The 13334-nt window shown below is 49.3% G+C and carries 14 protein-coding genes; 1 reads left to right on the plus strand and 13 read right to left on the minus strand.

The features are described 5' to 3' along the window. Nucleotides 1–30: 30 nt before the first annotated feature. From purE to CGC65_RS19340, 3 genes are all read right to left on the minus strand, one after another. A complete protein-coding gene (purE, locus tag CGC65_RS19330; protein WP_002565037.1) occupies nt 31–546 on the minus strand; it encodes a 5-(carboxyamino)imidazole ribonucleotide mutase in 516 nt (171 codons plus the stop codon). A gap of 536 nt (nt 547–1082) precedes the next feature. Next, nucleotides 1083–1946: a PepSY domain-containing protein gene (locus CGC65_RS19335; protein WP_002565038.1), complete on the minus strand. Its 864-nt coding sequence runs from the start codon at nt 1944–1946 to the stop codon at nt 1083–1085. A gap of 239 nt (nt 1947–2185) precedes the next feature. After that, nucleotides 2186–2521, minus strand: coding sequence for a hypothetical protein (locus tag CGC65_RS19340; RefSeq protein ID WP_007037094.1), 336 nt, complete (start codon nt 2519–2521; stop codon nt 2186–2188). 61 nt (nt 2522–2582) lie between these two features. Here CGC65_RS19340 and CGC65_RS19345 point away from each other — a divergent pair, with 61 nt between their 5' ends. Beyond that, nucleotides 2583–4127: an ABC-F family ATP-binding cassette domain-containing protein gene (locus CGC65_RS19345; RefSeq protein ID WP_002565039.1), complete on the plus strand. Its 1545-nt coding sequence runs from the start codon at nt 2583–2585 to the stop codon at nt 4125–4127. Between the two features lie 186 nt (nt 4128–4313). Here CGC65_RS19345 and CGC65_RS19350 read toward each other — a convergent pair whose 3' ends face one another. The 10 genes from CGC65_RS19350 to pyrF all read right to left on the minus strand — a co-directional run bounded on the left by CGC65_RS19350 (nt 4314) and on the right by pyrF (nt 13157). Next, nucleotides 4314–5498, minus strand: coding sequence for an anti-sigma-I factor RsgI family protein (locus CGC65_RS19350; RefSeq protein ID WP_002565040.1), 1185 nt, complete (start codon nt 5496–5498; stop codon nt 4314–4316). Continuing rightward, entirely contained in the window at nt 5495–6229 is a 735-nt protein-coding gene (locus CGC65_RS19355; RefSeq protein ID WP_002565041.1) for a sigma factor, read from the minus strand. Before CGC65_RS19355 ends, CGC65_RS19350 begins: the two co-directional genes overlap by 4 nt. 227 nt (nt 6230–6456) lie before the next feature. Next, the gene (locus CGC65_RS19360; protein ID WP_002565042.1) at nt 6457–8676 is read right to left on the minus strand and encodes an aminopeptidase; all 2220 of its coding nucleotides are present in this window, start codon (nt 8674–8676) and stop codon (nt 6457–6459) included. A gap of 16 nt (nt 8677–8692) precedes the next feature. Beyond that, complete coding sequence (locus CGC65_RS19365; RefSeq protein ID WP_002565043.1) at nt 8693–9016, minus strand: hypothetical protein; 324 nt, start codon at nt 9014–9016, stop codon at nt 8693–8695. After that, on the minus strand, nt 9013–9486 hold the full coding sequence (locus tag CGC65_RS19370) for a VanZ family protein (RefSeq protein ID WP_002565044.1): 474 nt from the start codon (nt 9484–9486) through the stop codon (nt 9013–9015). The genes CGC65_RS19365 and CGC65_RS19370 overlap by 4 nt, the downstream gene beginning before the upstream one ends. Nucleotides 9487–9501: 15 nt before the next feature. Beyond that, nucleotides 9502–9681 (minus strand): hypothetical protein, encoded by a 180-nt coding sequence (locus tag CGC65_RS19375; protein ID WP_002565045.1) that lies wholly within the window; start codon nt 9679–9681, stop codon nt 9502–9504. Beyond that, a complete protein-coding gene (pyrE, locus tag CGC65_RS19380) occupies nt 9681–10358 on the minus strand; it encodes an orotate phosphoribosyltransferase (RefSeq protein WP_002565046.1) in 678 nt (225 codons plus the stop codon). Before pyrE ends, CGC65_RS19375 begins: the two co-directional genes overlap by 1 nt. 128 nt (nt 10359–10486) lie before the next feature. Next, nucleotides 10487–11389 carry a dihydroorotate dehydrogenase gene (locus CGC65_RS19385; RefSeq protein WP_002565047.1) on the minus strand — a complete coding sequence of 301 codons (903 nt, stop codon included), beginning with the start codon at nt 11387–11389 and terminating at the stop codon, nt 10487–10489. Between the two features lie 36 nt (nt 11390–11425). Then, nucleotides 11426–12220: a dihydroorotate dehydrogenase electron transfer subunit gene (locus tag CGC65_RS19390; RefSeq protein ID WP_002565048.1), complete on the minus strand. Its 795-nt coding sequence runs from the start codon at nt 12218–12220 to the stop codon at nt 11426–11428. Nucleotides 12221–12239: 19 nt separating this feature from the next. Further along, complete coding sequence (gene pyrF / locus CGC65_RS19395; protein WP_002572783.1) at nt 12240–13157, minus strand: orotidine-5'-phosphate decarboxylase; 918 nt, start codon at nt 13155–13157, stop codon at nt 12240–12242. Nucleotides 13158–13334 lie beyond the last annotated feature (177 nt).

The raw sequence follows: 13334 nt of genomic DNA on the forward strand, positions 1-13334 counted from the left end.
ATTTCCTTTGCCCGTTTCCTTTAATCTGTCTTATTTCATCTGTGCAAGATATTCCTTATAGCCCACCTGCTCCAGCTTCTCAGCCTTTTTCACCACATCGTTCTTCAGGCTTTCGGAATACGCTTTCAGCTTTGCAAGCAGCTCCGCATCGGAGGTGGCCAGTATCTTTGCCGCCAGGATTCCGGCGTTGGCACCGCCGTTAATAGCCACGGTTGCCACCGGGATACCGCTTGGCATCTGCACGATGGAATACAGTGAATCCACACCGCCCAGGTCAGATGTCTTCATAGGAATTCCAATGACCGGCATAGGGAAAATAGCCGCGCACATACCGGGAAGATGTGCAGCCTTGCCTGCACCTGCTATGATAACCTTAAAGCCCTTATCCTCAGCTGCCTTTGCCCAGTCAAAGAATACATCAGGCTCCCTGTGTGCGGAAATAATTGTCATCTCGTAATCAATGCCCAGCTTGTCCAGAATCTCAGCTGCCTTTGCCATAACAGGCATATCAGAGTCGCTTCCCATTACAATTCCTACTTTTGCCATTGTTCATTCTCCTTTTCTAAAGCTCATTATCCTTGTAGATAATTATTATTAGTTTTTCTTATAAGTATCTTTATATAGCTCAATTCTACTTATAATCATAATACTAGGAAATGCGTATGCCGTCAATATAAAACTTGAAAAAAGTCTTCTGCATTTTAAATTGTTTTTATAATGTATCTGCCTAAAACTGCCTGGTTCCTGCATCTATCAGCCAGGCTATCATTTCCGACACAGGCTGGTGAACAAAATACGCAGGGGAATGCCGGTATGGAGCCCATATGGGTCCGCCGTACATTCCCCTGCAAAATCCTTCAAGTTTCTTTCCGGTTCCTATTGCCTGCTGATAAATTCCAAACATTATCTCAATTCCAGAAATATAAAATTTATCATTATGTTTTCCTTGGCATCAGTAATCATACTTCTCTGCGGCTTTCTTCAGTATTATCACACATTGCACCTCAGCATTACATTCTATCATCCGTAACTTCCATTGCACGCTGCCGTCTTAGCCGGGCATTAAAAATCTCAATCATCCATCAGTCATCGTAGTCATTGCCATCGTGGTCATCATCGTGCCGGTCATCGTCATCATCATCGTGGTCGTCATCATCATCGTGGTCGTCATCATCGTCAAAACGATCATCATCATCAAATCGGTCATCATCGTCAAATCGGTCATCATCGTCAAACCGGTCATCATCCCAGGCTCCCGTATCATTGTCCCAGTCCACATCCGCAATCCTGCCTGTAGCGGCATTTACATCCACCTCGAGTTTCCTTCCATTTACCAGAAACCTCAATTCATAAACACCGTCGTCCAGGTCACATCCCTTGTAGGTCAGTTCATTTTCCTTCAGCCCCAATTCCTTTATGGCGATCCGCTTCGCCTCATTCTTCCCTATATATAACTGTTCTGACTGTTTCCCGTTATCCTTAAGTGTTATGGTGATATCAATGCCGTTTTTGTTTACTGCTTCCCATGCAGCCTCTTCTATCTCTTTCATGAAGTCGGCCCTGGGATAAACAGATCCTTTTTCAGACTCAATGAGCAGCTCTTTCTCATTTTTGTCTCCGCGGAACCATCCCTTATCATCCATACGCTTTACCAGTCTGCGTACAGCTGTATCACAGTCCGCACCGGCAAAATTCCCTGCCCCCTCTAATAATTTTCGTCCGTCCTGATTCAGTCCTTTTGCCTCCAGGACCTCTCCTTCCCTGTCATAGGAAAGGGATATCTTCGGACCTGCGCTGAGGAACACACGTCCCCATGTTTCTTCCTGAATCCTTGTTTCCCTGTTGGAGGGCGCACCCAGTGCCGTGCTGCCCACACCAGGCAGAGAAAGGGCCATGAAACCTGCACACACCAATATAGCTGCCTTTTTAATCCTCTTTGCCGTCATAATTATTTTCCTCCTGTCTGCTGTGATTTATTTATCTACATCCGTAGAATACGTGAGACAAAATGTAAAACCGGGGTCGCGGACAAAAAATTTTATTTTATTTCCCTTCTCATTGCTGCTGCCAAAATATTGACAAATGCAGTTGGCTGTGATATAGTTGCCGCATTGTAATGAAGGAGAGGCAGGTATGGGCTTTTATATATTAAATCAACCTCGGAAGAAAGAGATCTCTGTACAATTCATACCGATGAAACATTGTACAGAGTATGGCGTATCTTATGCGCTTTCGTGATTTCATCGGGAAACTGAGTAATGGACTGGAGGCAGCAGTGTAGGCTGCCGTCGGTTTGATTGCTCTTTTTTCCCGTGGTTATCCGTGCATAAAAGGCTATGGACAATGTTTTGTCCATGGCCTTTTGTAATGTGAGGAAATCGTATGATTTTGTAATACGGCAGAAGGCAGGTGCAAATTTGGCATCTACCTTCTGCCTTTTTTGTCCGGTTACAAACAATACGGTTTCCTCCCATACAGCATTCTCCTCACATACAGCTTTCACCTCCCATACAGCTTTCACCGCTCATCCATACATTGCAATACAGCGCAGCACCATTAAATATAAAAGGAGTGTTTCAATTATGAGTTTATTAGATATAACAGGACTTTCCCATTCTTATGGGGACAGCCGCCTTTACAGTGATTCCGCTCTTTCCCTTAACCGCGGGGAACATATGGGGATTGTGGGTCAGAACGGAACCGGCAAAAGTACGCTTATCAAAATATGCACGGAACAGGTCATCCCTGATTCAGGCCGCGTGGCCTGGCAGCCGGGCATTACCATTGGTTATCTGGACCAGTATGCCTGTACCAATCACGTTTTGACCATGGAGCAGTTTTTAAAATCATCCTTTCGCAGCCTATATGAGCTTGAAGCCAAAATAAATCGTCTTTATGACGAGGCCGCATTATCCTGCAATATGGAGGTTCTGAACCAGGCATCACTTTTTCAGGAGCAGTTGGAGCGCAGCGGTTTCTACTCCATTGATACCCATATTGCCCAGGTGGTTTCCGGTCTGGGACTGGTCTCAATCGGTTTGTCCCGTCCTCTTAAGGACATGAGTCAAGGCCAGAGAGCCAAGGTCATCCTGGCCAAGCTTCTCTTGGTAAAACCGGACGTCCTTCTCCTGGATGAACCAACTAATTTCCTTGACAAGGAACATGTGGAATGGCTGGGCGGTTATCTTTCGGCGATTGAAAATGCCTTTATGGTTGTCTCACATGACCGCACATTTCTGGAGCGGATATGCACACGTATCTGCGATATAGACAACGGCAGGCTGTCCAAGTATTACGGCAGCTATACGGAGTTTCTGAAAAAGAAGGCATTTCTGCGCGAGGACCATATAAGGCAGTACAATGCGCAGCAAAAAGAAATCAAAAAAACAGAGGAGTTCATACGGAAGAACATAGCCGGCAGGAAAGCACAGATGGCCCGCGGACGGCAGAAGCAGCTGGACCGCATGGATAAGCTGGCGGCCCTGGAACAAAAGGAAATCAAACCGGAATTCTGTTTCCAATGCCTTCCCTTGACCAAATGCCTGCATTTGTCCGTAAAGCGTTTATCTGTGGGGTATGATTATCCCATTTTGTCCCATCTGGATTTTTCCGTAACCGGAGGACAGAAGGTGGTGGTCACTGGTTTTAACGGCATCGGGAAATCCACCCTGCTGAAAACATTGACGGGAAGCCTGAATCCCCTGGATGGGGTCTTCGCTTTTTCACAGCAGGTTACAATCGGATATTTCGGACAGGATTTCAGCTGGGAAAATGATACATTGACTCCTGTCCAAATTGTCTCCAATGCCTACCCGAAGCTCACGCTTAAGAAGATACGCCAGCATCTTACCCGATGCGGGGTTCTAAGCCGGCAGGCCGTGCAGCCCATGGGCACATTAAGCGGCGGCGAACAGACTAAGGTCAAATTATGCCTTCTGACGCTTAGTCCCTCCAACTTTTTGATTTTGGATGAACCCACTAACCACCTGGATATCCAGGCCAAGGATTCACTGCAGGCAGCTCTTAAGAGCTTTCCCGGAACCATACTGTTGGTTTCCCATGAAGAATCCTTTTACCGCAGCTGGGCAAACCGCATAATACACATTGGGGATTACTCTTCTCCATAAATACGCTGCGGCTTTTGCTTTGCCGCAGGTAATAACATAAAGACGGAACCAGATGGAGTATATCCCAGCCCATCTGGTTCCGTCCTGCTTTTGGCCATACCGTAGTCATTTGGCGGTATTTCCGCCCGGCGGCATCTCCTCTATTTTCTTACGTTACATAACACGCTGCATGACCAGCACATGATATCAGTCATCGTCGTCCTCATCTTCGTCCTTATCATCTTCTCCATCCTCATGCCCGTCGTTATCCTCTTCTTGGGAATCGTTTTCGTCGATATCGTCTTCATCAGAGTCTCCTTCATCGGAATCGTCCTGGTCAGAATGCTCCCCGCCGTCATCTTCGTCCCGGTCTCTGTTATCATTTAATCCATTTCCGGCCTTCCCATTATCTCTTTCATCCAAATCATCCAAATCCTTATCATCGCCTGCACCGCTGCTTTGTCTCACCACATTGTTTCTGCCGGATTTATCCCTGGCTTTTTTGATATCATCATCTCTGTCATCCGTATCGTCTTTGCCGTCATCGTCCCTGCCGTCATCCTTATCACCAGCTTTATCTTTACCGGCATCTTCCTCCCTGTCATCGCCATCATCTTCATCATACTTATCGGGGTCAGCATCATTTTCTTCATCATCATTTTCAGTGTCATCCCCACGCTCATCCTCGTCCCTGTCATCTTCACCATTGCCGTCTGCATCTTCCCCCGTTCCTCCCGGAGGCATTCCGATGAATGCCGGCTTATCCCCTCCTGTTCCTCCGGGTATCTCACCCTTATGATGGGGGGCGGCTGCGGGGGGGCTGTCCTTTCCTATGCTTTCCACATGTACTTCCACCGGCATACCATCCTTTAAAAGGGTGTCCAGCCCTGTACGTATGGCATCGGCCCGTTTTGCCTTCCAGCGCTCGCTCCCGCCGGATGCCGCCACATATATGGTCCCTCCTTCGGTCAGATATCCCATTTCCATGGCCCGTTCCACCAATATACCTGTCATATATTCTGAGTTTCTTCCCTTATATGACACCTGGTCAATGAGTTTTTTTCCGTCCTCATTCACACCTTCCAGGCCAACTACGCGATCCATATAACTCACAGACATTTTCACATCCGGATTGATTCTCACCTCCACTGTACCATACGGCATTCCGTATGCGCCATAGGCCCCGCCTCCCAATACAGCCAGGCACAGGCAGGCAGCCGCGGCCAGCGGAGCAAGACGGAACAGGATGGGAGCCTTTGGTGTCTGCCGGGCAATTATCTCTCCTACCACCTGGCCCTCCTGGTAACCCATATTGGCAGCCTTTATCATTCTGCCTTCATTGTCAAGGACAATGGCATATGACGGATGGCACTCCATTACAAGATAAGTCATACGGTTCCCTCCTTTCCCGGTGATATCTGACACAGATGTCCCCGGATGATTTCATATCCGTTGGTATAAGCCAGCAAAATGGCAACCAGATACGTCCGGTGCCGTTCCATGGTCTTTCTGGATACGCCGGACAGCTCTGCCAGCTCCGCAACGGGAAGTTTGCGGTTCTGTATCAGGTGTTCCAGCAGCCTGGGATGGCTCCTGGCAGCCTCCAGCACTTTGTGGCATGCCCTGAGGGTACGGTCCTGCCGGGGGCAGTTATCCGCCACATCAGACAGACTGATGCCATACTCAGACAGATTCCTTCGGAACTCATCCAGCTCCTCCCTGGTAGCCGTTCTCACATTCCACAGCTGGATTCCGTTTTTCTCATCAGGCGTTACTTCCAATAGGGCATGGGAATCATCCTCCTGTCCTGCCGGGGCATCAAAGGAAACCAATCCCTGATGGCGCCCCTCTTTCCTGATGTAGTCTATGAGCCGGTTGCGTATGGACGCGGCAGCATAAGGCAGGAACGCCCCTCTTCCCCGCTCATACCCCTGGACCGCCTCATAAAAGGCAAACATGGCCACACTAAGCTGGTCCTCCCTGACCTGGGTTGGAGCTCCCTGGGTAAAGCGGACTGTCTCTGCCTGTATGAAATTCATATACTGGCTAATCAGGCTGTCAGCAGCTTCCGGACTCTTCTTTGCCTCATAGACCAAACGGACTATCTGGTACTCTTCCCCCAAGATATCACCTCCATTTACCATAGAATACGCAGGAACCATTTCTGTTTCGGGGTCACAGGAAAATTGTTTCCTTTTTCTTTTCCTTTTTATTTCCTTTTATCTAGTATAACAGAAAAAATCACTTGTTCCATCCATGAATTGGATTGTACAAGTGATTTTTTAATATAGAGCACACCCTCCCCCACAACCAGAGCAGTGTCTCCCTCATCCATCATCGAATCATACTGTTATTCACAATCTAACCCGGCCGCGCCGTCATCCGCTTCATCCAGAGCCTCATTTAACTCCTCTGTGCCTTCCAGCACAAACCTGCCCTGACGGATAATATCAATCCGGCTTCCATCTGCCCTGACAGCCTTTATATCCCCTAATTCCGAGTAGGGAATGGTGATATCCGTATGACAGCTGAAATATGCCTTGGACATATCTGTCTTTCTGAGAAGGGATATCTCATTGTCTCTGGCAATGACCTCCCTGCCGTCAGGATTATACATGGGCGAATCCTCAGCAAAGCTGTAGCAAGTATCACCCACTGCAAAATGAGGCCCCATCTTTTCGGCAATAAGGATAGGCAGCTTATCGCCAATGGAAAACCTTCTGGCCACGGCATAGGCCGTAGTATTGGTACCGATGGCGAACTCGCCCAAAGGCAGCCAGTCATGGTTTCGCATAATGACCTGCTTCACAAGGGCCTGGCCCTGTCTGCGGGCGTCCCCGGTGTCCTTATCATTTCCAGCTGCCCCAGCGCCCTTATCATTTCCAGCGTCCCCGGCAGCCCCCGCTTCCTCAAAATTCCCGCAGGAATACTCCGTCACCTTACCATCCTTAAACACCATGCGCAGATTCCTGAACTGATAATCCTCCACATAAACATTCTTTACGTGCAGCAGTCCTTCTGTCCCCTTCAGTATGGGGGATGTAAAAACCTCTCCCAACGGAATGTTCACATCAGACACACAGTTCTCGAAATTAGTCTCCTTTTCCCTGTCCCTTAAGGGGTGGAGAGCCACCTTCATGGATGTCTCATTGCCGTCACGGCCTGTTATGAGCACATAGCCGGCCTCATCCAGTGCCTGGATGATACACTGCTGTATTTTCTGGTACTTCTCATAATCCAGTGTATTGATCCGGATGGTTTCCCTGAAAACAGCCTCGAAATCCGGCCCAATCTCTGGTTTGGGAAAGGCAATGATGGTGAAGCTGGTCTCGTCTCCCGGCATATATTGATTTACAATCTGCCTGGATTCATTGGCATAAGCCAGGGTCAGCGCCTCCTGATGGGCGTTGAGAGCCAGAGCCGCTTTTTTATTTTCAGGAGCAAAGCCTTCCTCACCAAATGTCTCCACCAGGGCAGGGCCAGCGCACCAGGCGGCTTCCTTCCGGTAGGTCTCATAGGCGGACCGCAGAACGGCCAGCTTCCTCTCCTTAAAAGCATTGCCCATATAAAGGGCGCTGTCATAACGATGGTCATAATCGTACTGCTTGTTGGGAGATGTGCCGTAATATCCCCTGCGTCCGTTCGCCCTGCGGTTCACGGACTCCACCGCTGCCCTGTAACAGATGGGTTCAAGTCCCATCTCCCGGAAGTACTCCACCGCCCTGCGGATCATCCGCTCAAAGCCCAGCTGGAATTCCACCACAACGGTTCGTTTTTTCTTCAGGTCCCTGCCCATGACCTGAAACCCCTTCCTGAATCCTTCCGTATAAGTGGATGCCATCTGGTCAATGGTCTCCTGGGGAAGACTGTTCATGAAAGAGGCAAGCTTTATCTCTGTCTCCGAAACATATTCCCCATAGGCATAGAGATACCGCAAATCAGTCAAATCCCGCTTCATCACGATATCTGTTCCAAAGGAAAGGGCCGGATCCAGTCCCTCCCGAATCCGCCAGTCCACGGTGACCTCCGCATAGTCGCTGACAAACCAGTACAGGGAATCCTTAATCAGCTGCTCCAGAGGCGCATTTTTTCCCTCCTCCCATGCCTGTGCAAAAAGGTTATACACTTCCAGGAACAGCTCATTCAGTATGGTGATATTCATAAGCCGCATCTCAAAGGCATATACAATATCAGCCCGGATTTCCGTATAGAGAAAGGATAAAAGCTGGCCGTAGCCATCCCCCAAAACCTCCACCGCGTAATCCGGATTGGCAAAGCTCTCCCTGTAATTTTCAGGCAGAATGTCCTGGTACAGGGCGTAATTTTCCTCCTGCAGCGCCTCCAGGGTCAAAGAAGTCCCCTCCAGCCCGTCCTCCCCGCTTAAACCGGTTTCTTCCACCCGCTTTGCCAGTCTCTCTATCCTGCGGATAAAAGCCGAAACCTTCTTAAAATAACAGCCGTAAGGCAGCCCCATCTCCTCTGTATCCATGGACCTGATACGCTCCATGGACAATTCGTAGCGCTCCCTTACGGCATCATTCTCTTCCTGTAATAAGATTCTGTAATCCATCTGCATTTACTCCCATCTATCTTACAATACCGGTTACGATAATCACAGCCCACACGATGACCAGCACCACGCAGATACTGATTCCTATTTTCGCCAGTATGTAATTGCGGTCCTTTTCCATAAATGAGCGCACACCGTACCACAGCCCCATAAGGGCTGCAGCAAGGCTGGAAAAGCCGTAAGCCCCTGTATTCAGGCCTCCCTGGCCCGCCCTGGCCACAGACAGATACATGCTGGCCGTGCCTAAAGCCAGTCCCAGCACTGCCAGTGTCAGACAATAGTAGCTGTTTCTTGCAAAAGGATTTCTAACATACGATACCTTATCGCCAATCTGCCTCAACGGGAAAGCCTCCTTTTTCTCAATTTGCACCGGGTCCATTGTACCAGGCGGTAACACAGATAACCTGCGGCTGCTCCCAGGGTGTTGAGCAGCATATCATCCACATCAAAGCTTCCCACCTTGAACACCAGCTGCAGAGTCTCTAACATCAGACTGAAAACAAAGCCGAACATAACCGTGTTGTACCACTTTTTGCTGCGTCTGCTGATAATGGGGAGAAAGAACCCAAAAGGCATGAAGGCCGCCACATTTCCTATCATGTTAATCATGAACAATGTGGGGCCCAACACGTCATAATACCGGAAATACCGCGTAATTTCCTTAAAGGGCACCAGATTATACTGGTACCCCCTGTCAGTGTCTGTGCGCCCGAAGGATTCTGAAAAAAACATGAAATACGCCAGAAAGCAAAGATACAGTATGAATAATACCCAGCCCAGCTTTTGACGCTTTGTTGTATTTCTTATCATTGTCAGCCCCGCTTACTAAAATTCAATTTCGGATTTTCGTTTCAGCAGCAGCGCTCCATTTACAATGGAAATGATTCCAACCGTAAGGCCGGTCACTGCTATGATGACTCCTATCGCTATGCAGCCAGCCCCTGTGTTACGCATGGTTTTATACACTCTCTCCATATTCATCGCCTTTCTTCCTGGAAACATCATTATGCCTGGGCTCCATACTGCTCATAGTAAGCGTCGATGGCTGCCTTTATCTGATCGTCGATGACTACCTTGCCATTTATTTCTTTATTATAGAGGTGCTCCACCACATCTGCCATGGAAACGATGGCGGCAGTGGGGAAACCGTATAAATCCTTAATCTCATCCAGAGCGCTCCTGGTGCCTTTGCCGCGCTCCATACGGTTTAAAGAAACCATGAGTCCCTTGATTTCCACATCTCCCTGGGCCTTGATGATGGGGAATGTCTCCTCGATGGACTTGCCGGAAGTGGTCACATCCTCGATGATAACTACCTTGTCCCCGTCCTTGATAGGACTGCCCAAAAGGATGCCTGTATCGCCGTGGTCCTTGACCTCCTTGCGGTTGGAGCAGTAACGGATGTCTTTTCCGTACAGCTCACTGATTGCCATGGTGGTTGCCACGCTTAAGGGAATCCCCTTATAAGCCGGCCCAAAGAGCACATCAAAATCCAGTCCGAAATTGTCATGGATGGCCTTTGCGTAGTACTCTCCTAATTTTCTCAGCTGGGTTCCTGTGACATAGCTTCCCGCATTCATGAAAAACGGGGACTTACGTCCGCTCTTTAATGTGAAGTCGCCAAATTTTAGCACACTGCTTTCCACCATAAAATCTATAAATTCCTGCTTATAGTTTTCCATCTTCCTTAAACCTCCTGTATTTACGGGCCGTTTAACCGCTCTGTAATTCTTTTGCTGATGCCTTTTTTAAACTGCCTTTGTCACTGTCTTTTATCACTGCCTTTTATCACTGCCTTACCCTGCCGGTGCTACCTCACAGCCCCTATAAGGTCCCGGATATCTCCGATACCGTACGTTTCCATATATGCCCGGATTCCATCCACAGTCTCCACCGTGGCATAGGGGTTATGGAAATTGGCCGTGCCGATGGCAACAGCCGTGGCGCCTGCCAGTATGAACTCCAGGGCGTCATCTGCATTTCTGATTCCTCCCATGCCGATGATAGGAACCTTCACTGCCTGGGCAACCTGGTATACCATGCGCACAGCCACCGGCTTCACAGCAGGACCAGACAGTCCTCCTGTCCTGTTGGCCAGCGCGAATGCCCTTTTGTGAATGTCAATCTTCATGCCTGTAAGGGTATTAATTAATGAAATGGCATCTGCCCCGCCAGCCTCTGCCGCCCTGGCCATGACAGTGATATCCGTCACATTGGGGCTCAGCTTCATGATGATGGGCTGCCTTGCATGTGCCTTTACCTCCCTGGTAATGGCCTCCACCGCCTTTGGGTCCTGGCCGAAAGCGATACCGCCTTCTTTTACATTGGGACAGGATATATTAATTTCCAGCATATCCACCGGCTGGTCCCCAAGACGCTCCACCACATCAATATATTCCTCCGTGGTCTTTCCGCAGACATTGACCACGATTTTTGTGTCATACTGTTTTAAAAAGGGAATATCCCTCTTTGTGAACACGTCAATGCCCGGATTCTGAAGGCCGATGGCATTGAGCATGCCGCCGTATACTTCCGCTATCCTGGGAGTTGGGTTGCCCGGCCACGGCACACTTGCCACACCCTTGGTAACCACTGCGCCCAGACGGTTTAAATCCACAAACTCACTGTATTCCATGCCGGAACCAAATGTGCCCGACGCTTCCATTACCGGATTCTTAAATTCCACACCGGCAATATTTACACTCATATTCATCTAAACGGTACCTCGCTATCTTTCACCTATACATGCCTACAGCTCAATCTCATCTGCCCTAAACACAGGACCGTCCTTGCATATACGCTTATTGTGTACCTGTGAATGGTCATCCACCTCTTTGGACCGGCACACACAGGCCAGACAGGCGCCTACTCCGCAGGCCATCTTCTCTTCCAGGGAAAGCCAGCACTCCAGCCCCTTTTCGGCCGCATATGCCTTCAGTGCCCGGAGCATGGGAGTGGGACCGCAGGCGTAAATGACATCCGCCGTAAGGCCCTGCTCGCGGATAGCGTCCAGCACATTTCCGCTGGTTCCGAAGCTGCCGTCCTCCGTGGCTGCGTATACCGGACCGTATGCCTCAAATTCATCCTTTAAGAACATCTGGCTGTCTCTGTATCCCAGCACGGACTGGACCAGATTGTCCTCTTCGTCCTTGTTAAGCTCATGAAGAGCTTTTGCCAGTTCCAGCATAGGCGGAACACCGATGCCTCCGCCTATCAGAAATGCCTTTTTTCCGGCCTCCAGGGGAAACCCATTGCCCAGAGGTCCCAGGACATCAATGGTATCGCCTGCCGTGAGCCCGGAGAACTCCTTCGTGCCTTCCCCCGCAATGCGGTACACCAGCCTCAGCTCTCCCTTTTCCTTATCAATGCCGCACAAACTGATGGGACGCGGAAGAATCCTGGCCCCGTCTTTTGAATAAAGGGATACAAACTGGCCCGGAACTGCTGACTCCGCTATCTCAGGCGCTTTTATCCTCATATCGTATATATCGGCAGCCAGCTGCTCCTGGAGCGTGACGGCTGCTGTTATTTTCACTTTTGCCATAACATGAATCTCCTGTCTCTTACAGTACGCTGCTGATATCAGCAACCATGTCAATCACTGCCTGTCTGGATGCCTCGCCGAAGTGCTCCGGCCCGAAGTTCTTATACTTTTCCTGTTTGTAAGCCGCAATGATTCCTCTGGAGGAGTTAACCACAGCGCCAAGCCCGTCCTGATTAAAACAATGCTTCAGGTCAGCGGCTGTTCCTCCCTGTGCCCCGTATCCGGGTACCAGGAAATAGGTGTGGGGCATGAGCTTTCTCAGAATCTCGCTCATCTCAGGATAGGTGGCGCCTACAACAGCGCCCACATTGCTGTACTCACCGTCCATACAGCCGGCACCCCACTCCTCCACTTTGGCGGCCACCCACTCATAGAGGGGCTTACCGTCAATCAGGCGGTCCTGGAATTCGCCGCTGGACGGATTGGAGGTCTTGACCAGAACGAAAAGGCCCTTGTCCTCACTCCTGCATACATCCACAAAGGGCTTCACGCCGTCTGTTCCCAGATATGGGTTTACAGTAAGTATATCCACATTGAATCCGCTTAAGGATTTGCTTCCCACCTGCACCCTGCCAAGATGGCCTGCTGCATAGGCAGCGGATGTGGAGCCGATATCGCCTCTCTTGGCGTCGCCAATAACAATCAGTCCCTTTTCATGGCAGTAGTCCACAGTCCTCTTATATACGGTCAGTCCTTCGATGCCGAACTGCTCATACATGGCAATCTGCGGCTTTACAGCCGGAATCAGGTCAAATGTATGGTCAATGATTTCCTTATTAAACTGCCAGATGGCATCGGCAGCCCCCTCCAGTGTCTCTCCGTAAGCATCCAGGGATTTCTTTACCACATGTTCCGGCACATAGGACAGCATGGGATCCAGTCCTACGCAGATTGGGGCATTGGTTTTCTTTATTTTTTCAATTAACTGGCTTATCATAATGTTCTTGTATGATGTTGTTAGAAGCAAACACAACATACTTCCTTTCTTTTTCTGTTTCGTGGTTTAATACATTCAGATACTGTGACTTTTGATGTTTTTTTGTAGCCTCGACTACTCGACAGGAGTGTATTGCCATCTCTTTTATCTGAATTGTTTATTAGCTGGATGTTGCCG

The sequence above is a fragment of the Enterocloster bolteae genome (assembly GCF_002234575.2).
GTDB lineage: Bacteria > Bacillota > Clostridia > Lachnospirales > Lachnospiraceae > Enterocloster > Enterocloster bolteae.